The organism is Shimia ponticola, from assembly GCF_007995215.1.
In the GTDB taxonomy this organism is placed as follows: Bacteria; Pseudomonadota; Alphaproteobacteria; order Rhodobacterales; family Rhodobacteraceae; genus Shimia_B; species Shimia_B ponticola.
This window is the reverse complement of sequence record NZ_VCDK01000006.1, coordinates 184,342-208,987: the sequence shown is the minus strand read 5'-3', so window position 1 is coordinate 208,987 and position 24,646 is coordinate 184,342. Positions and strand designations below refer to the sequence as shown.

Here is a 24,646-nt window from a genome sequence, read left to right as displayed (position 1 = left end):
TTGTCCCCGGACACAAAAAAACCGCCCCGAGGGACGGCTTTTCCGTAATTCTTGGTAACCAGCTTACGCCGCCAGCGCCTCTTGCGCTTTGGCAACGATTGCGCCGAACGCTTCAGGTTCGTTCACGGCCAGATCGGCCAGAACCTTACGGTCAACTTCGATGCCCGCTTTGGACAGACCGTTGATGAAGCGCGAATAAGTCAGTGCTTCGTCATGGCTGCGGACAGCAGCGTTGATACGCTGGATCCACAGAGCGCGGAACTGACGCTTGCGGTTCTTACGGTCGCGCGTTGCGTATTGGTTCGCCTTGTCGACGGCCTGCTTGGCGGTCTTAAAGACGTTCTTGCGACGCGAATAATAACCTTTGGCCGCCTTAACGACCTTCTTGTGACGGGCGTGGGTGGTGGTACCGCCTTTTACACGTGCCATTGATCAAGCCTCCTTAGCGGTCGTAGGGCATGTAGCCCTTGACGATTTTCTCATCTGCGGCGCACAGCGTGGTTGTACCACGGGCGTTACGAATGAATTTCTTGTGGCGTTTGATCATGCCGTGACGCTTGCCCGCTTGGGCTGCAACAACGCGACCGGATGCGGTCACCTTGAAACGCTTCTTGGCAGAAGACTTGGTCTTCATCTTAGGCATTTTCATCTCCTATCGTTCGAAGAACACGCGGGAAGGCAATGCCATCAGGCCACCCGCGCTGACAGTAGCGCCGTATAGGATTGGATGCAGGCGCAATCAAGCGGATTCTTTCATGGGTTCAGGCGCATCAGGACCCTGGAAGAAACCCCGGGTCCTGAATGCCGAACGATCAAACTGGCAAACGTCCTGTCATGCTCTCCAGAACCTGATCCCGGCGGACGACCTTGTGCCACAGCGCCCCGGCCACATGGGCAACCAGCAAGGCTGGCAAAGCCGTCAGCGCGACTTCATGCAGCCCAATCATTGCCCCCATGAAAACACCGCCCAGCGCGGGCGTGACATAGGCCAAGGCAATCCCGAGGCCGGACAAAACAATCCCGAACACCCCAGCATACAGCCCCAGATGCACAGCCTTGGACGCGACCTGCTCCCACTTTGGCGCATCTTCGGGCAACCGGGTCACGCCTGCCACCGCCTTGGTCCAAACCAGACGGGCAACGAACAGCGCACCTAGCGCCAGTGCAAAAATTACCTCAAACTGGAGAAGACCCGGCGTGGACAACTGCGAAACACTGTCCAGCCCTTTCAGGTATCCGTATCCGATCATCGCCGCAGACACCCAGTGAATGCCGCGCGTGATGAACCCGTGTGGTTTGGCCTGCATGCTCATCTCTTTTCCCTCGGTCCGTGGTGTCTGGTTCAAACGGTTTGCTCAGTCGTCTCATCCCGCGAACCGGTGGCCCGCATCACCAGAGCCGCCAGAAAAGCCAGCCCAACCACCCCAAAAGCAAAGAGCGCGAGAACACCCATCACGGACAGGCCCAAGCCCAGCATCGCAACGCCCACAACAAACAGAACTACTTGGCTCAGCGTCGTTTTGGTTTTGGTGATCATCGTTTCCATCGGTGTGTCTCCAGTCTCTTTTCCGTTTCGATGAAAAAGATATGAGACCCCGACATCACCGGCGCCTGACCCGAAGTTTACAATTTTGCAAACTTCAGCGTCACGCGCAGACCCTGTGGCTCATTTGGTGACAGTTTCAACTCTGCCCCATGCCGATCCGCCGCCGCGCGTACCAGCGCCAGACCAAGGCCCGACCCATCGCTGCCCCGCGCAGCATCCAACCGCACCATGGGTTTGATGATCTCGTCATACTGAGTTGGATCAACGCCCGGACCATTATCCGCCACACCAATATCGCGCCCTTGCGCAAACAGGGTGATCCCCGATCCTCCATGCACCAACGCATTCTGGATCAGGTTCGCCATGGCCTGCACGACCATGTCCCGGTCCGCCTCAATCGACTGCGTCTGCCCAACCTCAAGCGTCAGTGTCTTTCCAGCGTCCTCGACCACAGGCCCGAAGATGTCGGCAATGTCCTCCAGCAAGGCTGCGGGATCGACCGTCTCAAACCCGTCCCGCCCCTGCCCGGCCTCAATCCTTGCGACCCGCATGATGGTGTCAAAGATTGCCGACAGCTTGCCAGCCTCTTCCAGCGCCGCGCCTCTTGCCTCACCGTCAGGCAGCATTTCCAACTGCGCCCTCAGCCGCGCCAGCGGGGTGCGCAGATCATGTGCAATGCTGGCACTCAGATGACGCGTCTGTGCCACCAGCGCCTCAAGCTCTGCTGCGGTCCGATCCAACTGCCGCGCAATGTCATCCAGATCATCGCGCGACCGCTCGCGCCCCGTCCGCGCGCTCAGATCACCGGACGCCAAACGCTTGAGCGTTGCGTTGATCACCGACAAGCGACGCTGCGCCAAAAGGCCCGCGCCCAGCCCAACGACCAGACTCACTGCAATCAGCACGACGGCCGTGGTCCAAAGAATACCAGCCAACAGGTCCAGCGCGTCTTCGCTATCCTCCATCGGCAGCGCCACAAGGTACCGCATCCCGCCGGCATTCGGTGCAATCAAAACGCGCCAGTCTTCTGCCCTGCGGAACGGACGCTCAAGCTCGACGCTGCCGCCCCCGCGCTGCGCCACCTGACGGAACGGGCGCGGCAGATCGCGGATGTCGGCAATGGGCCGCAAGATGAGGTCCGCCGTGTCACCCCGCGCGCCATCCTCTGGCGCGGTGCTGGCAATCGCCATCAAGGTTGCATCGACGCGCCTTTCCAGCGCGTCTTTTCCAAGTTCGAGCGTGACGAAAATCACCAGCAAAAACCCAGCCGCAAAAACGCCCGAAATCAACAGCGACAATCGCACCGCCGAAGATCGCCTCAGCCACCCAATCTGAGCCGCCAGCCTATCCACCAAAGACATAACCCTCGCCCCGGCGCGTCTTGATCAGCGCCTCTTCAAAGGGTTTGTCGATCTTGGCCCTCAACCGGCTGATATGCGTCTCTACAACGCTGGTCGTGGGATCAAAGCTCATATCCCAGACCTGCTCAAGCAGCATGGTCCGCGTCACCAACCGCCCGGGCCTGCGCAGGAAATATTCCAGCAGTTTGAATTCCTTGGCCATCAACTCGATCTCTTGCCCCGCGCGGACGCATTTCCGCGCCAAGAGATCAAGGCTCAGGTCCCCGTGGCGCAAGACTGTCTCGTCCGCCGTCGCGCTCTCGCCTCCGTCGCGACGCCGTCCAAGCGCGCCGACCCGCGCCGACAATTCGGCAAAGGCAAAGGGTTTGGTCAGATAATCATCCCCGCCTGCCTCGAACCCCTCGACTCGCGAGTCCACTTCGCCGAGCGCCGTGAGGAACAGGGCCGGCGTTGTGTTCTTAGACGCACGCAAGGACCGCAAAACGGCCAATCCATCGAGGCTCGGAACCATACGATCAAGGATCAGCAGATCATACTCCGTCCCCATGGCCGCGATCAGGGCGTCTTTTCCGTCCGCGAAATGGTCAACGACATGACCCTCTTCCTTCAACCCCGTTGCAACCCAGTCGCCGAGTTGTTTGTCATCTTCCAAGAGGAGAATACGCATGGTGTCTGACTGTCCTCACAGGTTTCGGGGCCGCCTTGCGGCAACCCCGGCTCCACCAGAACTGGCGGTGGCTTGGATCAGGCGTCGCGATCCTTGTCGCATTTGCCGCCTTCCCGTTCAATTTCCAAGACATCGCCCGTGGCGGCTGCAATCTCAACCTCCGTCTCGGTGCCATCCTCTGCAAGGATTTCGATTTCGTAGACCTGCGCGCCGTCCTCACGCTCAAGCTCGACCTCTTGCACCTCGCCCGGCACCGCTTCGAGCGCCGCAGCAATCGCTGCCTCTTCGGTGACAATCACCGCGTCGGTGTCGGTTGATTGCGCCGACACAGTCATCGCAAGGCTGCCCGCCGCGATCAGACCCACCAGAGCGCCAATTTTCAGTGTCGAAGTATCCATGTTCGTTCTCCATCGGTTTGTGTTTCGATGAGACAGAATTGGGGGACCACTCTTACCACTGCCTGTTGCAAGATTTACAATTTTGTAAGGTCTACTGTCCGATCCCAAACACGAAAAAGGGGGTGGATTTCTCCACCCCCAAGTAGGGTTCACGAGGCAGTGAATTTTTGCCGGTCGTTCGATCAGTTGAACGAGTAGACCAGCGAAACACCGTATGTGTTGTCGGTGTTCTTCGTGCCGGGTGCCACGTCAGAGTGGTACTCGGTCAGAAGGCTTGTGCGCAGGGCGAGCGTGTCGGTCACGGCCACATTCAGCGCGATGTCGTTGAAGACGGCTGTGTCGGATTCTGACCACACGATGTCCGTGTCATTGGTCAGGAACACAGTGTCAGTCAGACGCGCAAAGTAGTCAGATCCCACCCCAAACGCCGCTTCGTCGATGTCGTTGCGGGTCACGTCACGCAGTTCTGCGTAGCGATAGCCCGGTCCGGCTTGCAGCGACCATTGCATGTCAGGCTGCGTGAACACGCGGTATCCTGCACCGACGCTGACAAAGGTGTCCGACTCAAAGTCCGAGAAGCCATCAATCGACCCTTGCGCGTTGGCAAAGCCAAAGAAGCGTTGGTTGAAATCGCGGGTGTATTCCAGACCGTAGAGCAGGCTTTCTTCTGATTTCTCGCCTTCTTCTTCACCGTAGGTGTAGTTCAAGCGGAGTTCGATGCCGTTCTGACCCCAGACATAAAGCATGTCCGAACCGATGCCCACGTCGACAGTGTCGGTGTTACCCGAGCTTGCAGCACCACGCAGCGCAAACGAGCCGGTGAAGCCTTGCGCACGGCCTTCGTTGCCAAACCGGTCCAGCTCACGCTCTGCATCGTCTTGAATAGCTTCGACGAGGTCATCGTTGCGTTCGCCTGCGACCGAGTCACGGCCAATCAGGTCTTGAGCGGCAACAGGGGCTGCGGCGGCAATCAAGGCTGCGACTGCGGCTGAGATCAGGCCAGTTTTGAATTCGTTTTTCATGGGTCTTTCCTTCCCAACAAAGTTTGACCCGTCCCCATGGTGTTTCGGGGGAGGGAGCATTTCTGCTGAGGCGGATTTAAGAAACCCCGATCAATAAGAGAAATTCGAAATATTATATGATAAAAGCAGTATCACTCATGTTATTCCGGTTCTTGTGCAATTCCAAGCACTTCCACGGCGTCGCCGCTGCTGATCTCGGCCAATTCGGCCATCACTTCGTCCTGCTCGCTGTCAATTTGTGTCGCGGTGGCCACAAGTGCAGCCTCGGCCGCCGCCCGAACCACAGGTTCAAGGTCATCGCGCCAGATCGCCCAGACCGGATAGGGAAAGACCGGCGCATCCGGCACCAGATGCAACTGTCCTGAATCGAGGTATCGCTTGATATATCGCGCGGGCAGATAGGCGGCGGCTTTGCGGCCAATGACGTATTCGCCGGCCATCGCCCCCAAAGAAAGCGTCAGCCCCGGATTGGTCAGGGCTGGCAGCGCCACGGAATGCGCGTGAACGAATTCCGGACCCCAATCGACAAAAACATAGCTCTGCTCGACATCCGCCATGTCCGCCTCAAAGGACGCCGCCAACACCAGTTCTTCTTCCATGACCTGAACAGCAGTCAGACCGGGCCGCAATTGGGGCGTGTAGGACAAGGCGACCTGAATGACCCCTTCGATAAGAAACCGGGTCAGCCTGTCCGGCATACCAAGCTCTGCCCGAACGCTGAGTTCCGGCAGATCGGCCTGAAGCCTGTCCACCCACTGAAACCCCAATCGCGGCCAAAGCGAATACTGCGCCCCTATGGACAGCGTCCGCGAATAGCCCGCCGGCACGCCGACCTGTTGGCGCGCCTCCTCCCAAATCTTGATAAGTGAAAGGGCATAGCGTTCAAACTCGCGCCCCGCAGGCGTCAGTTCCGCCCCCGCCTTGGATCGCGAAAAGAGTGCCTTTCCCAACGCGTCCTCGAGCCGCTGAATGCGCAGGCTCACAGCTGATTGCGTGACAAAAAGCCGTTCGCTCGCATTCACAAATGACCCGGTCGCGGCGACCTCTAGGAATGTGCGGACCAGAACAATATCCATCAATGCCATCCATAAAAATTGCTCATGTCATGAGTAATTTCTATTCGCTTTTCACAGCGAATGAACAGGCCTATGGCACGTCTTGTGGAAATCGGCGCAGCTGTTGCAGCATTGGCTTGTTTCATGCTGGCTCGCCAGGGAGGGCGGCCCAACGCGCCCGCTCCGGCGGCCGGTTTTCACGCCCCTTTCAACGTTGCTCAGAGCAGATACCGCCCGATTGTCTCGGTCACGACGGTGGGGATGTCGGCAAACGCGTACCCGCCCGGATTGCTGCTCAGGGCGACAATCATCATGCCAAACCCGATCACCGCAGTGATCATGCTTGCCCTCGGCACCCGGAACTGCGCCCAAGCCGACAGGATTGAGGGAATGCACAACACAACGACGAAGATCCCGATTGTCAGCCAAAGATCAGGGTCAATCTGCATCCTCTATGGCCCATAGCGGGCCAGAACCCGGGTCATCACGTCCGGCAGTTCTGCAAAGCTGTAGCCCCCGGGTTTGTTCATCAACGCATAGGCAATCATGCCGCCTGCAATCAGAACCGTAATCGCGCTGGCGCGGGGCGGATCCCCCTCACTCCAAGCCGATACCAGAGACGGGACCGTCAGGATCGCAAGCGCGATCCCGATCAAGAGCCATAAGTCAGGGTCTGCTACCACCGCAGCCTCCACGCGTTTTGCGGGAAGGCTTATTCCGGATCAGTGCGGAAAATCAGCCGCTCTTCACAGGGTGCCACCCGCAGAATGTTGGTGGTTCCCGCCTGGTTGAACGGAACACCCGCCGTGACGACGATCTGATCCGTTTCATCTGCGAAACCACCTGTGCGAGCTGCTTTCGCAGCCTCGACAACAGCCATCTTAAAGCGGTCAATGCCTTCGGTCAAAACGCAGTTCACACCCCAGCTCAGGCAAAGCTCGCGCGCGACATCGTCTTGCGGCGTCAGCGCGATGATCGGCACCATTGGGCGCTCACGCGCCGCCAAGAGCGCGGTGGTACCCGATTGCGTGAAACAACAGATCGCCTTGATCTCGGTTGCCTCCGCAATCTCTCGCGCTGCAACGGTGATCCCGTCGGCGATACTGTCACGTTTCACGACGCGGGATGCGGCGATGATTTCCTGATAGGTCGGATCACCTTCCACCTCGATCGCCACGTTGTTCATCGTAGTGACAGCTTCGATGGGGAAATCACCCGCCGCGCTTTCTGCGGACAACATGATTGCGTCCGTGCCTTCATAGATCGCGGTCGCCACGTCCGACACCTCCGCGCGCGTTGGCGTTGGGCTTTCGATCATGCTTTCCAGCATCTGCGTTGCGACAATCACAGGCTTGGCCACAGAGCGACACTTGCGGATCAGTTGCTTCTGGATCGGCGGCACCTTTTGCGGCGGCAGTTCTACACCCAGATCGCCACGCGCAACCATGATCCCGTCCGACACCTTAAGGATCTCGTCAAACGCCGCCACAGCAGCGGGCTTCTCGATCTTGGACAGCACCTTCGCCCGGCCATTCGCCAACGCCCGTGCCTCATAGACATCCTCGGCCCGTTGCACAAAGGACAGCGCCAACCAGTCCACGCCAAGCTGGCAGACGAATTCGAGGTCCGCACGATCCTTTTCTGACAGGGCGCGCAAAGGCAGCACCACGTCCGGCACATTCACGCCTTTGCGGTTCGAAATCGTCCCGCCGGATACCACCGTGCAATCGGCAAAATCCTTGCTGCAGGCGTCGACCGTCAGACGGATTTTCCCGTCATTAACCAAGAGCGTCGCCCCGGCTTCAAGCGCTTGGAAGATCTCGGGATGCGGCAACTGCACGCGCGTCAGGTCACCCTCCGCGTCGTCCAGATCAAGGCGGAACTTTGCACCGACCTCTAACTCTTCCGACCCATTTTTGAACACGCCAACGCGCAGCTTCGGTCCTTGAAGATCCGCCAGAATGGCAATCGGCGAGTTCAGATCGGCTTCGACCTGACGAATGGTCTTGTGCCGTTCAGCAATCTCTTCGTGGCTGCCATGGCTCATATTCAGGCGGAACACATCTGCCCCAGCCTCGTGCAGCGCACGGATCATTTGATAATCGTTCGAAGCCGGGCCCAAGGTGGCCACGATCTTAACACTGCGCAGACGTCGCATGGGGTCCGTCCCTTATTGCCTAATGTCGGAGTAGCGATTGTTACCGCTAACTGTTCCGTGCTCTATGACGCAATTTCCTTTTGGGTACAACTGACCTATGTCGGGCGCGTGACAGAATATCTTGATCCCTCCGCTCCGTTTTGGGTCATCGGCGCAGACCGCCCCGGCCCTTGGTTGATCACCTGCGACCACGCGACCAACCGCGTTCCGCCTGATATCAATGGCGGTGATCTGGGCCTGCCTGCGGCGGACATGAACCGCCACATCGCCTTCGATCCAGGATCATTGGGCGTGTCGCTTGCATTGGGTGAATTGCTCGATAGCCCGGTGATCGCGACGAATTTCTCAAGGTTGGTCATCGACCCCAACCGAGGCGAAGACGACCCCACGGTGTTGATGCGCCTCTATGACGGCACAATCATCCCCGCGAACCGTCATGCAAACGCGGCAGAACGCGAGCGCAGGCTGGCGACCTATCACCGCCCTTACCACGACGCCTATGAAGCCCTTGCACAACAAAAAGCCGACCCGGCGGTTCTGGCCATTCACTCATTCACGCCGCAACTGACAGGTCGCCCCCGGCGGCCATGGGAGATCGGAATCCTCTTCGCCTCAGATGACCGCTTGAGCCGCTGCCTGATTTCCGAACTGCAAAAGGACGCAAGCCTGACCGTCGGGATCAATGAGCCCTATAGTGGCCATCTTCCCGGCGATTCCATAGACCGTCATGCGTTGCGTTCGGGCCGTCAAAACACCTTGGTGGAATTGCGCAATGACCTTATTTCCAACGTCGAAGACCAAAGGGCATGGGCGCGTCGCCTGCGCGAACCGCTGACCAATGCCCTGAATGCCGTACATCAAAAGGACTCCGCCGATGCCTGATATTGACCCGCAAACCCAGATCGAACTTGAAGCTGCCGCATTCCGCCGCTTGCAAAAGCACCTGATGGAAGACCGCAGCGATGCCCAGAATATCGACATGATGAACCTCGCCGGGTTCTGCCGCAACTGCCTGAGCCGCTGGTACCAAGAGGCCGCCAACGAACGCGGAATCGACATGTCCAAAGAGGAAGGCCGCGAAGCGTTTTACGGCATGCCCTATGACGACTGGAAGGCCAAATTCCAAACAGAAGCCTCAGCCGAAGCCCAAGCCGCGTTCCAGAAAAGCCACGGCTAATTCGGGAAACGATGTGTTTCCAAGGGCAAGACGGTTCTGGTCAGATAATCGTGGTAAACACTAGCTCGGGGGCACATCGCAGAGGCGTGCCATGTTTGTTGAGCTACTCCTGCTTCCCGTCGCATTACTGGCCAGTACACTGCTCGATATCTGGTCAGATGACGAGGATGACGAGGAAGATGAATGACCGTCGCTGAACTCAGCGACGGTCTTTTCATTTTGTGAGGTTAGTAGACGTCGCCGCCGTCAACACGTTTCGAAAACTCGGTCTCGCCACCACCGGCCAACAATTTTGCCTGTTCGACCCAGTTATCCCGCGTGACCCTGCCCTTGAACCCTTCGAGGTTGGCATTGACCCAAGCCACCTCATCAGCCGACCACGCGGCGATCTGGTCAAAGTGGTAGAAACCAAGCCTGTTGCACAACTGCTCCAGCTTCGGCCCGATGCCCTTGATCTTTTTCAGGTCATCCGCGCCGCCCTCGCGTGCCTCGTTCAGCGTTGCGGGTTTAACGCCTTCGTCCGCGCCTTCTTCGACGCCGTCTCCGTCAAAGTCGGTCGAGGCCGCATCCGCCTCGGCGGCGTCCTCTGTCTCGGGTTCAGCCACATTTTCCAAGACAGGCTCGGACATGACTTCGGGCGCGGCGGCGGCCATGGTCGTAACAACCGGCGTCGCACCATCCTCAGCCCCCATCTCTTGCGAGATCAGGCGCGCCTCAAGCTGGGCGATCCGGTCATCTTTGTCGGTATGAGCCGCGCGGCATTGATCCAGCTCGGTCTGCAAGGCCGCGCTATTCCCGTCGCTCGCCCCGGCCGCTACCTCGCGACGACCAAAGAGAAGCCAGCCAGCCAACAGGCCCAGCAATGCTGCAAGGATCAGGAGGACCCAGATCTCTCCCAGCAGAAAACCCCAATCACGAAACATACCCGTTCCCCCTATTCCCAAAGCAATCTGCGTTCGGTGTGATCATTGGCCATCCCATCAGTTGGCCCGGCTCCAAGAAAAGGTCGTTCTGCGATTTTGCGCACGGCCTTCTTCGGTTTCATTATCTGCAATCGGCTGCGTTTCACCGTAGCCAACTGCCGTCAGCGCACCCGGCCCGATCCCGCGTGCGATCAAGGCATCGCGCACCGCAGAGGCGCGCTCTTCGCTCAGCGCCTGATTGGAGTCCTCATCACCTTGTGCATCTGTGTGACCGCCGACTTCGATGCGGAACCTACTGTCATTGATCAGGCAATGCTGCACCGCACCCGACAACGCGTTCACGGCACGCACGGAACGCGCATCCAACTGCGCGGAACCAGTCAAGAAGTTGATCCGGCTGCGCTCAAGAATGGCGAGCGTTTCGTCATTGCAGCGCTGCAGCGTTGGATCAAATGTGTAGGCAGGCAACCATGCAAAGCCAGAAAAGCGCTCTCGGACACCCGTGGCCGCGTTGGTGCGAATTGTGCCCGACGCGGGCACCGCTTCGGGACCAGCCAACGACAGGTCTGCCAACCCATCAAGGTCACTTGCCAACGCGTCGCGCAAAACGCCCACATTCACGCCGGGCGCAGCCGTCGCATCAATCGTTGCCGCGCCAGTCTCATCCACGCTCAGCGTCGCGCTCTCAAGTTCTGGCAACCATGCGGCCAACGCTTCGATCACCGGCTCCATCGTCGCAGCATCCCCAACCAGTCCTTCGGTCACGTCCCCTTCGACGGTGGCGAGCACCATCGCTTCTGCCAGCGCGTCACGCGTCAATCCAAGTGGCAGCTTGCCAGTGACCGTCGCGCCATCGGTCGCCGAGTAACGCAAGTCAAAGGCAGGCGGCGTCCCGTCATCGCGGGTTTCAATCGTGGCGTTTGCTCCGTCGCCGAAGGCAGCCAGCACCGCGTTGCGATCCTCAGGCGTATCTACTGTGCCGCTCAGCGTCATGGTCGCCGGTGCGCCATCGCTGACCGAAAGCGTACCGTCATCCACAAAAGCAAGCGCCGCCAATCCGCGCGCAGCCATATCCATAAATCCAGCATCCTGCGCATCGACTTCGGCCACACGCGCCGCACCCAGATCAGATATACCCAACTGATCCGCAGTCGCCCCAAACGGCAGCTTGCCGCCCGTGATCCCGGAGGCATTCGCCGTCAATGTCATTGGCTGCCCGTCATCGGCATAGGTAATCTCGAAATCAGCGTCGAACCCGGCCAAAGCGGTGCGCGCAGTGGCCTCTCCGGCGCGGCTGGTCACACCGGCCAGCCGCACGGTTGCCTGCCCACCGGCATCCGCCGCATCCAAAACATCCAGTGTCCCAGCCTCGAATTCGCCCAGCGCCGAAAGCCCTGCTGCAGACGCAGCGACGAAGTCAGCGGCATTCGCCTCAATCTCGGCAACTGTCGCGTCATCACTCAATGCATCCAGTCCCAGCGCGGCAGCATCCGTACCAAACGGCAACTTGCCCGATGTTGAGATCATCCCGTCCGAAAGACCCGCGGTCAGGCGCATCGGCTCGCCGTTGTCTGCAATGGCAATATCCGTTGACACCGCCCAGTCGCCCGTAAGCGCAGACAGCGTTTGTTCTGCCTGATCACGGCCCGCGCGGTTGGCGACACCGTTCAGCGTCACAGAATCGCCCGCGATCTCAAGCGTCCCGGCATCAAACGCCCCCAGCGCCGCAAGCCCCGCCTCGGCCGCTGCAGAAAACGGCGCATCCGCGTCCGAGGCAACACCCGCGACTGCCAGATTAGTAGCATCGGCATCGCCAAGGCTCAGATCGGCCGGCACCTTACCTGTTGCCATGATCCCATCCACGCCCTTTACGGCCGACAATGACAATGGCGCGCCGTCATCTAGGAAGGTTAATGCCACTTCGGCCGGGGTCGAGAAACCCGCCAGAACAGTTTCAAGCTCTTCGGCTACCGCCGGGGTAGACGCGGCACCTGACAGGGTCACAACCGCCGAACCGCCAGCCTCGGTCGCGTCATCAACCGACAGCGCCCCCGTTTCCAAAAGGTTCAAAGCACGCAGACCGGCATCGGTCGCAGCATCGAAGTCTGCGGCCTTCGCCTCGATCTCTGCTTGTTCAAGCGTATCGCCCCCCGGCAAGCCGAATGTATCCGCCGACATCCCAAATGGCAGTTTGCCATCGACCAACCGCACGCCATCGGCGTCTTTCACAGCGGCCAATCCCATCGGCTCACCATCGTCATAGATGGCGACATCCACCCGCGCGCGGAACCCTTGAGGCACCGTTGCAAGCACTTGTTCAATCTCGGCCCGATTGGCCCGTGTTGCCGTCCCTTGCAAGAAAAGCGACCGACCGTTGATGTCGAGCACCCCGGCTTCGAGCAATGCCAGCCCGGCAACGCCCTGATCCACAACGCCGGGGAACAGCCCGTCAGGCGAAGGAATACGGGCAATTGCGATTGCACTGGTGTCGGCAACCGCCAAAGGCGCGACTGCGTCAGCGCTCATCCCCAAAGGCAGTTTGCCTTCTGCTGTCACTCCCTCAGCCGTCTTTTCGGCCATGAGCCGCAACGGTGTGCCGTCGTCCTCGACGTCAAGCGTGAGGTCAGCGGTATAGGCGTCAGGCAACGCCGCAATAATGGCGCGCACGGCCTCTTCCTGCGTCGGATTGGCAACCAGTGCGTCCAACGTCACCTGTGTGTTCGCGATATCGACAACGCCGCTCTTGGTCTGAGCTAAAGCGCTATCTGCGGCAGAGACTGCTGCAACCCAGTCATCCGGTGCACCAGAGGCAAGGTCCAACTGCGACGCCGCTGCACCAATGACCGATCCCAAGGCAATGCGGTCCTCTTCGGTTGGGACGTTGCCACGATAGACCTGCTCGCCATTCTCTAATCTTGAGCCGAATTGATAGGGCTCTGCGGTCGGCAACACGATCAGTTCATCGCGCACCACGCGGCGTCCATCGACGTCGCTCAGCGCGGCAAGAAGGGCGTCTCGCTCGGCCTCGGTATCGGCAAGACCTGACACGGTAATGTCACGGCCTTCCACGCGGGCTTCGACCGCGTGTGTCGCACCGCTGATGGCCTCTTGCGCAGATGTACGCACATTGGCCTGCATACGCTCAGCATGGTCATTCGACGCCCACAAACCCAAGGCACCAGTTCCCAGAACCAGCACCGCTCCACCCAAGAATTGACGCACGACGCCCCCCGTTCCCGTAAGCGGTTTATTCGGCACCAAAAGGTGCCGAACATCCATCATCACGGATTCCGGATACTATATCTTGGCGCCGTCTGGCAATCTTCCACTACCCATCGCTCAAATAGGCAGACCGTCGCCGATGCCTTAGACCGCGGTCTTCAGGCTTTCTTCTAGGTAAATCTCGCGCAGACGCTTTGCCACGCTGCCCGGCTCGCCTGTGCCCACAGACGCCCCGTCAATCTCGACCACCGGCATGACAAAGGTCGATGCAGACGTGACAAAGGCCTCATCTGCGCCTTGCGCCTCTTCGATGGTGAACGGGCGCTCTTCGACCTTCATTTGGGCCTCTTTGGCAAATCGCAGCACCGCCGCGCGGGTAATACCGTGCAGAATGTCGTTCGACAGCTGGCGCGTGATGATTGTGTTTCCTTTGACGATATAGGCGTTGTTCGACGTGCCTTCGGTCACGGCGCCGTCTTCGACCATCCACGCATCGTCGCAACCAGCCGCCTTGGCCGCCATCTTGCCCATGGATGGGTAGAGCAGCTGCACCGTCTTGATGTCGCGGCGGCCCCAGCGTTGATCCTCGATGCTGATCACCTTGATCCCGGTCTTGGCTGCTGGGCTATCCGCCAACCCCGGTTTCGCCTGCGTGAACAGAACAATCGTCTGCGGCGTGTCTGACCCCGGATAGGCAAAATCCCGGTCCGCCGCACCACGCGTCACCTGAAGGTAAACCAGACCGTCCTCGATCTCGTTCACGCGGACCAGCTCACGATGGACCTCCAGCAGATCCTCCTTGGTGATGGGATGCCCCATGTCCAACTCGTTCAGAGACCGTTCAAGCCGCACGGCATGACCGTCAAAGTCGATCAGCTTGCCGCCAAGAACGCTGGTGACCTCGTAAACGCCATCCGCAAACAGAAACCCGCGATCAAAGATCGAAATGGTCGCCTCGTTTTCAGGCAGGTATTGTCCATTTACGTACACAGTCCGGGTCATGATGCGTCCTCTCGCATGGCGTTTTGCGTGTTCTTTCCTGCGCGGCGTGTTCCGTCAAGGCGACAGCGCATCCTTATCCCCAAAGGGTAGCCTTTGGCGCGTGAACACCACTTTCATCAAACGTCAGCGGCGGATCGCGATCTTCGGCGAGCAAGAGCGGACCATCAAGGTCCACGATCTCTACCCCCTGCGCGATCAAGGTCGCAGGAGCCATGGCCAGCGATGTTCCGACCATGCAACCGACCATCAAACCATAGCCTTCCGCGCGCGCCGCCGCCTTGAGTTTGAGCGCTTCGGTCAAGCCACCAGTTTTATCCAGCTTGATATTCACCATGTCGTACTTGCCCTTCAGCGTCGGCAGAGACGCCGTGTCATGGCAGCTTTCATCGGCACAGACCGGCAGCGGGCGTTCCAACCCGATCAGCGCGTCATCCTCTCCTGCAGGTAGCGGCTGTTCAACCAGCGCCACACCAAGCCGCACCATATGCGGTGCAAGGTCGGAATACACCTCAGCGGTCCAGCCTTCATTCGCATCCACGATGATCGTGGCGTCGGGCGCACCGCGTCGGACAGCCTCAAGCCGGGGCATATCGTCAGGCGTTCCAAGCTTGATCTTCAGCAGCGGACGATGCGCATGTTTGCGCGCCGACGCTTCCATAGCCTCCGGCTCAGCGAGCGATAGCGTGTAGGCCGTGATCACGGGCGCAGGCGCGGACACTCCGGCCAGGTCCCAGACCCGTTGCCCGCTCAGCTTTGCCTCAAGATCCCAAAGCGCGCAGTCCACGGCATTGCGCCCAGCGCCCGGCGCCATAGCCTCTTGCAACGCCTCACGGGTGATGTCGTCAGGCAACCCGGATATCTGCTCCGTGACGCTCTCCATGCTTTCGCCGTAACGCTTGTAAGGGACACATTCTCCCCAGCCGGTCACGCCGTTTCGCGTGACGCGCACAGTCAGGACCTCGGCCTCGGTCCGCGACCCACGCGAAATGGTGAAGACCTCGGCCAGGCGAAAGCTTTCTGATGTGACCTCGATCATGAAATGGGCCTCTTGTGGTCGTTGGTTAACGGCAAGGTTGGGTCGCACGAGCCATATCGCACACTCTTCTAAGAGTATCGACAGTTGGGCCCGGCACCGCCCGGCTAACGATTAGATCGCATCCAATGCATCGACCAGACGCCCCGCCCCGTGCCGGAACGGATCAACCGTGGGCAGGCCCATTTCCTTTTCAACCTTTTCGCAAAGGCTAATCGCCTCATCCTCGCCCAGATGCTGCGTGTTTATCGAAACGCCTGTCACCTGACACTTCGGATTTGCAATGCGTGCCAATGGCAGCGCGGTATCGCGAAGCGCTTCGAGCGTCGGCAGCGTGTAGCCCGGCAAACCGCGCATATGCGCGCGCGTTGGCTCATGGCTGAGAACCAGCGCATCGGGCTGCCCACCATGGATCAACGCCATGGTTACGCCTGAGTACGAGACATGGAACAAGCTGCCCTGCCCCTCGATCAGGTCCCAATGATCATCGTCATTGTCTGGCGTCAGCCATTCAACCGCACCGGCCATAAAGTCAGCAATAACCGCATCAAGCGGCACACCGCGTCCGGTCACAAGGATGCCCGTCTGTCCGGTCGGCGCGAAGGTGGATTTCATCCCGCGCTTGCGCATCTCGGCGTCCACCGCCAACCCGGTATACATCTTTCCGACTGAACAATCCGTGCCCACCGCAAGCATGCGCTTGCCGCTCCGCTTGATACCATTGGCGATTGGATAGGCCACCGAAGGCACCCGCACATCATGAAGCTGCGTGCCCGCACGCTTTGCCTCTGCCACCAGATCATTTTCGTCGCGCAAGAGATTGTGCAGGCCCGACGCGATGTCATAGCCCATGCGGATCGCCTCGCGCAGCACCTCTTTCCATGCCTCCGAAATCACCCCGCCCCGGTTCGCCACACCGATGACAAGCGTCTTGGCACCAGCGGCTTTGCCCTCTTCCAAGGTCATATCCGTAAGGCTCAGGTCGGCGCCGCAGCCTTCCATCCGAAATTGACCCACGGCATTCTCTGGACGCCAATCCTTGATTCCCTGCGCCACCTTTGCGGCCAGTTGGTCAGGGGCGTCGCCCAGAAACAAAAGATACGGCGTCGGAATCATCGCAATCTCCTCAGGTTTTCGGGAGCCTATCCAGCACGGCCGCAGGGTCATAGAATTTTCTTCGTCATGGGCCAGATTTGATGTAGATTTCACCGCATCTGGACCAATAACTGGACACTCCTGCGCAAAAACACGTCAATCCTGTGAAGAAACGCCCTTCTGACAAGGACGAGTAAGACTTTAGCTGCATCGCGGCAATTTCCCGTTGCAGCGCAGCGCGCAAGAATATATCGACCAAGCCAGACCAAACGAAACGATCTTGCGAGGCTTGATGTCTTTCCGTCTACAACCCACTCCGCCCGCCCGCCCAAACCGCTGTCAGCTGTTCGGCCCCGGCTCGCGCCCCGCAATCTTTGAGAAAATGGCGGGCTCCGCCGCCGACGTTATCAACCTCGATCTCGAAGACTCGGTCGCACCAGACGACAAGGACACCGCCCGCCAGAATGTCATTCAGGCCATCGGTGATATCGACTGGGGCACCAAAACCCTGTCAGTCCGCATCAACGGCCTCGACTCGCCCTACTGGTATCGCGACGTCGTCGACCTGCTGGAACAGGCCAGCGACCGCCTCGACCAGATCATGATCCCCAAAGTTGGCAACGCCTCTGACATCTACGCGGTCGACGCGCTTGTTTCATCGATCGAAGCCGCCAAAGGCCGCACCAAACCCATCGCTTTCGAAGTCATCATCGAAAGCGCTGCCGGCATCGCCCATGTCGAAGAAATCGCCGCAGCCAGCCCTCGTATGGCCGCGATGAGCCTTGGTGCCGCTGACTTTGCTGCTTCGATGGGCATGCAAACCACCGGCATCGGCGGCACACAGGAAAACTACTACATGCTTCACGAAGGCCAGAAACACTGGTCCGACCCATGGCACTGGGCGCAGACCGCCATCGTTGCAGCCTGCCGCACCCACGGCGTCCTGCCGGTGGATGGCCCGTTCGGCGACTTTAGCGACGAAGAAGGCTTCCGCGCACAGGCCCGCCGTTCGGCAACTCTTGGCATGGTCGGCAAATGGGCGATCCACCCGAAACAGGTCGCGCTGTCGAACGAAGTATTCACCCCATCCGACGAAGCCGTCACCGAAGCGCGCGAAATCCTCGTCGCGATGGAAGAGGCCAAAGCCTCGGGTTCAGGCGCAACCGTCTACAAAGGCCGTCTTGTCGACATCGCGTCGATCAAACAGGCCGAAGTCATTGTGAAGCAAGCAGAATTGCTGGCTCAATAACTCCTGCCAGGGGCGGTTCGTAGCCGCCCCTAAACCTTCTGCTGCGTGTACTTCGCCAACTCAGCCCGCGCGACCTGACGGCGGTGCACGGCGTCAGGACCATCCGCCAGCCGCAACGTCCGAACATGCGTCCACGCATTGGCCAGCGGTGTGTCCTGACTGATCCCGCTGCCGCCGTGCATTTGCACGGCCTCATCAATCACCTTCAGTGACATCAGCGGCGCGACTACCTTGATCTGTGAAATCCAAGGGGCCGCAGCACGTGCGTCGCCCTGATCCATCATCCAAGCGGCCTTGAGGCAGAGCAGGCGCGCCTGCTCAATTTCCATCCGGCAATTCGCGATGATGTCGAAATTCGCCCCTAACTGCGCGAGCGGTTTCCCGAACGCCTCTTTCTGCAACGCTCGGCGGCACATCAGTTCGAGCGCATTCTCAGCCTGACCAATTGCACGCATACAGTGGTGTATGCGCCCCGGCCCAAGCCGTCCTTGCGCAATCTCAAACCCGCGCCCTTCGCCCAACAGCATGTTCTCTGCAGGCACCCGCACATCCGTGAACCGCATGTGCATGTGGCCGTGCGGCGCGTCGTCATGACCGTACACCTGCATGGGTCGCAGGATCTCGATCCCGTCTGTCCCCGCCGGGACGACGATCATGGAATGGCGCTTGTGCTTGGGCGCGTCGTCATCGCCCGTCTTGACCATGACGATATAGACCTTGCAGCGCGGGTCGCCTGCGCCGCTGATCCAGTATTTCTCGCCGTTAAGGACATAGTCATCGCCGTCGCGCACACAGGACATCGAGATGTTGGTCGCATCGGACGACGCCACATCAGGTTCCGTCATCGCATAGGCGGACCGGATGTCGCCGTTCAGCAGCGGCTCCAGCCACTCTTTCTTCATCGCTTCTGTGCCGTACTTGGCGAAGACTTCCATGTTGCCAGTGTCAGGAGCCGAACAGTTGAAGACCTCAGCGCCCAGCGGCGTCTTTCCCATCTCTTCCGCGAAGTAGGCGTATTCGACGGTGCTAAGCCCCTGCCCCTTGGCCGGGTCGGACAGCCAAAAGTTCCAAAGCCCTGCCTCCTTGGCCTGCGCTTTCAGCCCTTCAAGGATTTCGGCCTGCCGCTCGGTGTAGTCCCAGCGATCTCCTCTGCCGATCTCGGCAGCATAGTCGGCTTCGAGCGGAATCACCCGCTCCGCCAGAAACGTCTTTACGCGGTCCAGTTGCTCTTGTTTGGCGGGGCTTAGGCCAAGGTCCATGTCGCGGCGTTCCTCTTGTGATCCGGGCGTTTAGGGGTGACCTTAGCGGAAACGATCGGGGGAACCAGAGTGCACACCTATGACCATGCGGAATTGCAGGCCTATCTGGCGGCTCATGTGGATGGGTTCACGACCTTGGATGCCATCGAGAAATTCGATGGTGGCCAGTCAAACCCGACCTATGCCCTGACATCCGGCTCCCGCCGCTATGTGATGCGGGCCAAACCACCGGGGGAGTTGTTGCCCTCGGCCCATCAAGTTGACCGCGAATACCGGGTCATGGCCGCGCTGGCCAACACGGATGTCCCTGTCCCGCGCATGTATCACCTCAGCGGTGATGACAGCCCGGTAGGCACCATGTTCTTTGTCATGGATCATGTGCCCGGCACCGTGCACTGGAACCCGGCGCTCCCCAAAATCGATACACGCGGTCGCAAGGCGATTTACGATCAGATGAACGCGACCCTCGCCGCCCTGCACAGCGTCGACGTAGCGGCAGTTGGTCTTTCGGATTTTGGCAAGCCGGGGAACTATTATGAGCGGCAGGTCGGGCGGTGGAGCAAGCAATACCGCGCGGCAGAGACCGAAACCGTCGCGGATATTGAGTGGGTCATGGATTGGCTCAACGACAACATGCTGGAGGATGACGGCCAGATCGCGATTGTCCACGGCGACTACCGCATCGACAATATGATGTTCGACCAAGGGCACCAGATGCTGGCCCTTTTGGATTGGGAGCTGTCGACGCTGGGGCACCCGATGGCGGATTTGGCCTATCAATGCATGATCTGGCGGCTACCCAATGCGGGTAAGTTCAAGGGCCTCGCAGGCATCAATCGCGAAGACGCCGGGTTGCCCAGCGACGCAGATTATGTGGCGACCTATTGCGACCGGCGCGGCATCGCGCCTCCTGCAGCTTGGGATTTCTACATGACATTCGCCACCTTCCGCTTCATCGCGATTTTGCAGGGCGTGCTGAAACGCGGCTTGGACGGCAACGCTTCAAACCCTCTGGGCGCGGATTTCATGAAGGCGGCCATTCTGCATTTGGCTGCCGATGCAAAACGTCTCGCGCAAGGAGCCTAGGGCTCAAATTCCTTCGAAGGAATTTGCACCAGCCCCCATGCTTTGGCACGCTGTCTCAAATCAACGGAGTTTCCCATGACCATCCATATCGGAGCCGAACCGGGCCAGATCGCTGAAACCGTCCTGATGCCGGGCGACCCGCTGCGCGCGAAATGGGCGGCCGAGACGTTTTTGACCGACCCGGTCTGCATCAATCAGGTGCGCGGCATGTTGGGTTACACAGGAACGTGGAACGGCAATCGGGTCACGATCCACGGGTCCGGCATGGGAATGCCGTCTCTGTCGATCTACGCCAACGAGCTGATCAAGGACTACGGGGCCAAGACGCTGATCCGCATCGGCTCTGCAGGCGCGATGCAAGAGGCTGTGAAGGTCCGCGATGTTGTCTTGGCCATCACATCCTCGACGCTGTCGACCCCTTCGCGCGGCATTTTCAAAGAGCTGAACTTTGCGCCCTGTGCTGACTACGGGCTGCTCAGCGCGGCTCACTCCGCTGCTGCGGCCAAAGGACTGACACCCCATGTCGGCGGCATCTATTCATCAGACGTCTTTTACGATGAACGCCCTGACCTGAACGAACAGATGATCCGCCACGGCATCCTCGCCGTCGAAATGGAGGCCGCAGAGCTCTATACACTTGCCGCGCGATACGGTTGTCGCGCATTGGCGGTCCTGACGATCTCTGACCACCTACTGACCCACGAAGCGTTGCCCTCAGAGGACCGCGAGCGGTCGTTCGGCGACATGGTGGAAATCGCGCTACAGGCAGCGTTCAGCTGATCCGCTCCAGCCGACCTTTGCGTTTGACGATGTTCTTGTAGTCCCACTGGATATCCTGCGCCTTGATCAACCAGCGCTGGATGTCCTCTGGGTTTACCTGACTGCGGTCCGTATAGCGAATCGACGCGTCCTTGAACTTACCCGTCCCCGGCTTCAGCCCCGGTTCGTCGAAATCGGCACCACTCCAGAACATCATCCGCACGCAGTCCTTCAGCTTGCTGTAGCCGACCGTCGGATTGCCATCCAGAAACCAAACAGGATGGCGATGCCAGATCTTGCTTTGTGCCTCTGGAAGGCCTGCCTCAATTTCAGCGCGTAGCAGGTCGCATATCGCTCGGTCAGGGGCATCCAGCGCGGCGTGAAACTCATCGATGGTTGTCATGGTCAGAGTGTATCACAAACAGCCAGATGCAGGGACCTCCAACGTCACAAGGCCTCGCCTACGCATTTTCCGCTGAAAATACACCCACCAAGGAACGTTCCCTCCAGCGCGTTGTACCCGTGGTAGCCGCCCCCGCCAAAGCCCGAGACTTCGCCCGCTGCAAATAGCCCTTCAAAGGATGAGCCGTCACCGCGCAGCACCTGGCCAGACAGATCCGTGTGCAATCCACCAAGGCTCTTGCGGGTCAGCGCGTTCAGGCGCACAGCGATCAGCGGGCCATTCTTTGGGTCCAGAATGCGGTGAGGTTTGGCAGTGCGGATCAGCTTGTCACCCAGATAGTTCCGCGCGCCGTTGATGGCAGTTATTTGGGCGTCCTTGCTGAAGGGATTGTCGATTTGCGCATCTCGCGCTTCGATTTGCCCCCGGATATGATCGAGCTGAACTGGCACCTGTGGCGTGATTTGGTTCATGCCCGCAACCAATGTTTCCAGATCGTCAGCAACGACGAAATCCTCGCCGTTTTCCTTGAATGCCTCAACTGCGCGGGTTGCGCCTTTGCCCAGACGCTCTTTCAACACGGCGGACCACTTGCCGCTGGTCAGGTCCGGGTTTTGTTCAGAACCGCTGAGGGCGAATTCCTTTTCGATGATCTTCTGCGTCAGAATAAACCAGCTGTGCTCATGGCCGGTCGAGAGAATGCGTTTGAGGGTGCCGAGACTGTCAAAGCCGGGCAGATAAGGCGCCTCCATCCGTTCGCCATTGGCATCGAACCACATGGATGACGGGCCGGGCAGGATACGGATACCGTGGTTCGGCCAGATCGGGTCCCAGTTCGTCAGCCCCTCGCAATAGTGCCACATGCGATCCCCATTAATCACGGCGGCACCTGCCCCTTTGGCGACCTCTTGCATCTGACCGTCCACGTAATCGGGCACACCTGCGACCATCTTGATCGGCGGCGCGCCAAGCCGGTCACGCGGCCAATAATCCCGCACAAGATCGTGGTTCCCGCCGATCCCGCCGGTCGTCAGAACCACCGCCTCTGCGCGGTGTTCGAACCGCGAGGTGACTTCGCGATTGGTCGATGCCCCGCGCACCGCATCGTCGTCGGCCAATAGGTCGCCATGTACGCCCTTCACCACACCACCTTCGATGATCAGCCCGTCAATCCGGTGACGGAAGCTAAGGGTGATCCCTGCATGGGCTTTCACCCGGTCCGCATAGGGTTTCACAACGCCAGTGCCGGTGCCCCAAGTAATATGAAACCGAGGGATCGAATTGCCGTGGCCATGTGCCTGCGACCCGCCCCGTTCGGCCCAACCCACGACCGGAAACCACCGCATTCCTAGGCCATGGAGGTACGAGCGCATCGGCCCTGCCGCGAACTCAAGAAACGCCTCAGCCACCTTGCGGGGGTTTTCATCTTCGGGCCGGTCAAAGCCCGCCGCGCCCATCCAGTCGCTGCGCGCCAGATCGTAGCTGTCCTTGATCCGCATTCGCCGCTGTTCGGGTGTGTCGACCATGAAAAGACCACCCAGCGACCACCACGCCTGCCCACCGAGGCTCTGCGGACCCTCTTGATCCAGCAGGAGAACGGATTTGCCGCGCTCTGCCGCGTGCCAAGCCGCCACCATGCCCGACAGGCCCGCACCAACAACAATCACATCATAGGCCATGTTTGTGCCTCCCCGACCCTCAGGTTAGGGAGGCACCGTGCGCTTGGAAAGTCAGGCGTTGCGTCAGTCAGACTTTGACGCGACCTCAGGCTGAGCCGGACGCGCCCAAGACCAGCGCTTTTTCTCGGTCTCTGGCCCGTACCAATCCTCGTTCCGTGTGGCCCACATAGTTCCGGCGAGTGCAGCAAAGACCAATGTCGCCCCTGCAATCAGTGCGTAATCTGCCGACCGCAGGATCAGGAACAGCACGCCGTAGAGAACCGCCAGCATCACTCCCAACACCAGCGCCCGCTTGCTCAGTCGCAAGCCGATCCAACCATAGAAGGTGAGCAAGGCAACAACGGCACAAGAGGCCAGCAGATAGGCAGCGGCGAAGCCGATCTGTTCGGCATAGGCCACCATGAGCACGACAAACATCGCCTGAACCAGACCGATCAGTACGTATTGAACCGGGTGCGTCGGCTTTTGCGTCCGATTTTCGATCAGCAACACCGTCAGGAATGTCAGAGCGATAAACAGGATGCCATATCGCGCCGCGCGATAGGCCTTTTGGTAAAAGTCATTTGGCTGGAACAGACGGAACCCAAAGGACTCATGGCCAACGGTGCCAAGTTGAGTATTCCTCGACACCTCTGGCAGGGCGCGCGCCAGATGCGGGATGGTCCATGACGCGTCAAAGCCCGTGTCACGCACCTCAGAGCTGTCCGGCAGATAGGCCCCGTTGAATGACGGATGTGGCCAATCGCTTGTGATGGCGACTTCTGTCGTCCGTCCGACGGGGGCAATTTGCAGGCTGTCAGCCCCTTGGAAGCCCAGTTCAAGGGTGTAGGTCCCACGCTCTCGCGGGTCGCCAACCTCGGAAGAAAGCCCGCGCAACCGCTCGCCGCGCCATGGATCAAGGCGCAAGGTTTCTCCGGCTTCTGTCAGCACCGCGTCCCCGCGCAACGCTCGGTTCGAGCTGATGGCAAAGATCAGTGCTGCTTCTTCAAACTCCAGCCGCTCATCGCCGGTCAAGGCGGCCTCTGCAATGTCGAGGTCATAGTCAAATTCGACAGTCAGAACGGCGCGGTAGACGGGCACTTCAAATATGCCACGACGGCGGATTTCGGTTTGCGTTTCAATTTGTGCGTCGAACAGCCGAGGCAGAAGATGAATGGCTTGACGCTCAACTTCCTTGGCTTCTTCCACCACTCGATAAAGCGCCTCGCCCGAGGTCGGGTCGCGACGCGGTTCGTTGGTGTCAGCGTCGATGATGTCCTCGCGCCGACTGGTCAACACAGTCTCGCTGACCGGAATCACAAGCTCTGGCCCGCGCAGGATCTGCGCGCCGCCCCATTCCTCGCCGATGCTGCTGGCAGTCTGCCGTGAATAGTCGGCGCGTTCCTTGATGACTTGCCCGGCAAAAAACAGCGGGATGAACATGCACAGGGCCAGAAGCCCCACAATAATGAATCTGGTGCCTGCGGATCGCATGGGCCCCTCCTCTTGATGTTGGTCCCAGCTTTGTGGCTGAAACCTGTGCATCACAAGTCAGGCAAACCCGCAGGATTTGTGC

Annotated in this window: 26 protein-coding genes; 5 read left to right on the top strand and 21 right to left on the bottom strand. The window is 59.6% G+C overall.

Annotated elements, in window-relative coordinates; translation table 11 throughout:
* Positions 1 to 63 precede the first annotated feature (63 nt).
* From rplT to pyk, 12 genes are all read right to left on the bottom strand, one after another.
* A complete protein-coding gene (gene rplT / locus FE702_RS14580) occupies positions 64 to 429 on the bottom strand; it encodes a 50S ribosomal protein L20 (RefSeq protein ID WP_147127058.1) in 366 nt (121 codons plus the stop codon).
* A 13-nt stretch (positions 430 to 442) separates the two neighbouring features.
* Positions 443 to 643, bottom strand: coding sequence for a 50S ribosomal protein L35 (gene rpmI, locus FE702_RS14575; RefSeq protein ID WP_147127057.1), 201 nt, complete (start codon positions 641 to 643; stop codon positions 443 to 445).
* A gap of 169 nt (positions 644 to 812) precedes the next feature.
* Positions 813 to 1,307: a cytochrome b gene (locus tag FE702_RS14570; RefSeq protein ID WP_186827102.1), complete on the bottom strand. Its 495-nt coding sequence runs from the start codon at positions 1,305 to 1,307 to the stop codon at positions 813 to 815.
* Between the two features lie 35 nt (positions 1,308 to 1,342).
* The gene (locus FE702_RS14565; RefSeq protein WP_147127055.1) at positions 1,343 to 1,546 is read right to left on the bottom strand and encodes a hypothetical protein; all 204 of its coding nucleotides are present in this window, start codon (positions 1,544 to 1,546) and stop codon (positions 1,343 to 1,345) included.
* Between the two features lie 77 nt (positions 1,547 to 1,623).
* Positions 1,624 to 2,907, bottom strand: a complete 1,284-nt coding sequence (locus FE702_RS14560; protein ID WP_147127054.1) for a sensor histidine kinase — start codon at positions 2,905 to 2,907, stop codon at positions 1,624 to 1,626.
* A complete protein-coding gene (locus FE702_RS14555; protein WP_147127053.1) occupies positions 2,891 to 3,574 on the bottom strand; it encodes a winged helix-turn-helix domain-containing protein in 684 nt (227 codons plus the stop codon). Before FE702_RS14555 ends, FE702_RS14560 begins: the two co-directional genes overlap by 17 nt.
* A gap of 77 nt (positions 3,575 to 3,651) precedes the next feature.
* The gene (locus tag FE702_RS14550; protein WP_147127052.1) at positions 3,652 to 3,972 is read right to left on the bottom strand and encodes a PepSY domain-containing protein; all 321 of its coding nucleotides are present in this window, start codon (positions 3,970 to 3,972) and stop codon (positions 3,652 to 3,654) included.
* A 182-nt stretch (positions 3,973 to 4,154) separates the two neighbouring features.
* Positions 4,155 to 4,994 (bottom strand): DUF481 domain-containing protein, encoded by an 840-nt coding sequence (locus FE702_RS14545; protein ID WP_147127051.1) that lies wholly within the window; start codon positions 4,992 to 4,994, stop codon positions 4,155 to 4,157.
* Positions 4,995 to 5,134: 140 nt separating this feature from the next.
* Positions 5,135 to 6,070 carry a LysR family transcriptional regulator gene (locus tag FE702_RS14540; RefSeq protein ID WP_147127050.1) on the bottom strand — a complete coding sequence of 312 codons (936 nt, stop codon included), beginning with the start codon at positions 6,068 to 6,070 and terminating at the stop codon, positions 5,135 to 5,137.
* Between the two features lie 197 nt (positions 6,071 to 6,267).
* Positions 6,268 to 6,498: a hypothetical protein gene (locus tag FE702_RS14535; RefSeq protein ID WP_255449700.1), complete on the bottom strand. Its 231-nt coding sequence runs from the start codon at positions 6,496 to 6,498 to the stop codon at positions 6,268 to 6,270.
* A gap of 3 nt (positions 6,499 to 6,501) precedes the next feature.
* Positions 6,502 to 6,732, bottom strand: a complete 231-nt coding sequence (locus tag FE702_RS14530) for a hypothetical protein (RefSeq protein WP_147127049.1) — start codon at positions 6,730 to 6,732, stop codon at positions 6,502 to 6,504.
* 29 nt (positions 6,733 to 6,761) lie between these two features.
* The gene (gene pyk, locus FE702_RS14525) at positions 6,762 to 8,207 is read right to left on the bottom strand and encodes a pyruvate kinase (protein WP_147127048.1); all 1,446 of its coding nucleotides are present in this window, start codon (positions 8,205 to 8,207) and stop codon (positions 6,762 to 6,764) included.
* Positions 8,208 to 8,315: 108 nt separating this feature from the next.
* Here pyk and FE702_RS14520 point away from each other — a divergent pair, with 108 nt between their 5' ends.
* Together FE702_RS14520 and FE702_RS14515 are read left to right on the top strand one after the other, a co-directional pair.
* Entirely contained in the window at positions 8,316 to 9,089 is a 774-nt protein-coding gene (locus FE702_RS14520; protein ID WP_255449713.1) for an N-formylglutamate amidohydrolase, read from the top strand.
* A gap of 1 nt (position 9,090) precedes the next feature.
* The gene (locus FE702_RS14515) at positions 9,091 to 9,384 is read left to right on the top strand and encodes a DUF1244 domain-containing protein (RefSeq protein ID WP_147127453.1); all 294 of its coding nucleotides are present in this window, start codon (positions 9,091 to 9,093) and stop codon (positions 9,382 to 9,384) included.
* 227 nt (positions 9,385 to 9,611) lie between these two features.
* Here the strand turns inward: FE702_RS14515 and FE702_RS14510 are convergent, their stop codons facing one another.
* From FE702_RS14510 to dgcN, 5 genes are all read right to left on the bottom strand, one after another.
* Positions 9,612 to 10,307: a hypothetical protein gene (locus FE702_RS14510; protein WP_147127046.1), complete on the bottom strand. Its 696-nt coding sequence runs from the start codon at positions 10,305 to 10,307 to the stop codon at positions 9,612 to 9,614.
* Between the two features lie 57 nt (positions 10,308 to 10,364).
* Positions 10,365 to 13,589 (bottom strand): OmpA family protein, encoded by a 3,225-nt coding sequence (locus FE702_RS14505; RefSeq protein WP_255449712.1) that lies wholly within the window; start codon positions 13,587 to 13,589, stop codon positions 10,365 to 10,367.
* 84 nt (positions 13,590 to 13,673) lie between these two features.
* The gene (locus tag FE702_RS14500) at positions 13,674 to 14,531 is read right to left on the bottom strand and encodes a D-amino-acid transaminase (RefSeq protein WP_186827101.1); all 858 of its coding nucleotides are present in this window, start codon (positions 14,529 to 14,531) and stop codon (positions 13,674 to 13,676) included.
* Between the two features lie 73 nt (positions 14,532 to 14,604).
* Positions 14,605 to 15,567, bottom strand: a complete 963-nt coding sequence (gene dgcA, locus FE702_RS14495; RefSeq protein WP_147127043.1) for an N-acetyl-D-Glu racemase DgcA — start codon at positions 15,565 to 15,567, stop codon at positions 14,605 to 14,607.
* 111 nt (positions 15,568 to 15,678) lie between these two features.
* Positions 15,679 to 16,680, bottom strand: a complete 1,002-nt coding sequence (dgcN, locus tag FE702_RS14490; RefSeq protein ID WP_147127042.1) for an N-acetyltransferase DgcN — start codon at positions 16,678 to 16,680, stop codon at positions 15,679 to 15,681.
* 271 nt (positions 16,681 to 16,951) lie between these two features.
* Between dgcN and FE702_RS14485 the strand changes: the two genes are divergently transcribed.
* On the top strand, positions 16,952 to 17,908 hold the full coding sequence (locus FE702_RS14485; RefSeq protein ID WP_147127041.1) for an L-malyl-CoA/beta-methylmalyl-CoA lyase: 957 nt from the start codon (positions 16,952 to 16,954) through the stop codon (positions 17,906 to 17,908).
* Positions 17,909 to 17,937: 29 nt separating this feature from the next.
* Here the strand turns inward: FE702_RS14485 and FE702_RS14480 are convergent, their stop codons facing one another.
* Positions 17,938 to 19,167, bottom strand: coding sequence for an acyl-CoA dehydrogenase family protein (locus FE702_RS14480; protein ID WP_147127040.1), 1,230 nt, complete (start codon positions 19,165 to 19,167; stop codon positions 17,938 to 17,940).
* Between the two features lie 69 nt (positions 19,168 to 19,236).
* On the opposite strand from FE702_RS14480, the gene FE702_RS14475 reads away from it, so the two are divergent.
* Together FE702_RS14475 and deoD are read left to right on the top strand one after the other, a co-directional pair.
* Positions 19,237 to 20,253: a phosphotransferase family protein gene (locus FE702_RS14475; RefSeq protein ID WP_147127039.1), complete on the top strand. Its 1,017-nt coding sequence runs from the start codon at positions 19,237 to 19,239 to the stop codon at positions 20,251 to 20,253.
* Positions 20,254 to 20,328: 75 nt separating this feature from the next.
* Complete coding sequence (deoD, locus tag FE702_RS14470; RefSeq protein ID WP_147127038.1) at positions 20,329 to 21,033, top strand: purine-nucleoside phosphorylase; 705 nt, start codon at positions 20,329 to 20,331, stop codon at positions 21,031 to 21,033.
* Here deoD and FE702_RS14465 read toward each other — a convergent pair.
* The 3 genes from FE702_RS14465 to creD all read right to left on the bottom strand — a co-directional run bounded on the left by FE702_RS14465 (position 21,026) and on the right by creD (position 24,564).
* Positions 21,026 to 21,415, bottom strand: coding sequence for a DUF1801 domain-containing protein (locus FE702_RS14465; RefSeq protein WP_147127037.1), 390 nt, complete (start codon positions 21,413 to 21,415; stop codon positions 21,026 to 21,028). The two genes, deoD and FE702_RS14465, sit on opposite strands and share 8 nt — an antisense overlap.
* A 44-nt stretch (positions 21,416 to 21,459) precedes the next feature.
* Entirely contained in the window at positions 21,460 to 23,091 is a 1,632-nt protein-coding gene (locus FE702_RS14460) for an FAD-binding dehydrogenase (protein ID WP_147127036.1), read from the bottom strand.
* A gap of 63 nt (positions 23,092 to 23,154) precedes the next feature.
* A complete protein-coding gene (creD, locus tag FE702_RS14455) occupies positions 23,155 to 24,564 on the bottom strand; it encodes a cell envelope integrity protein CreD (RefSeq protein ID WP_147127035.1) in 1,410 nt (469 codons plus the stop codon).
* Positions 24,565 to 24,646 lie beyond the last annotated feature (82 nt).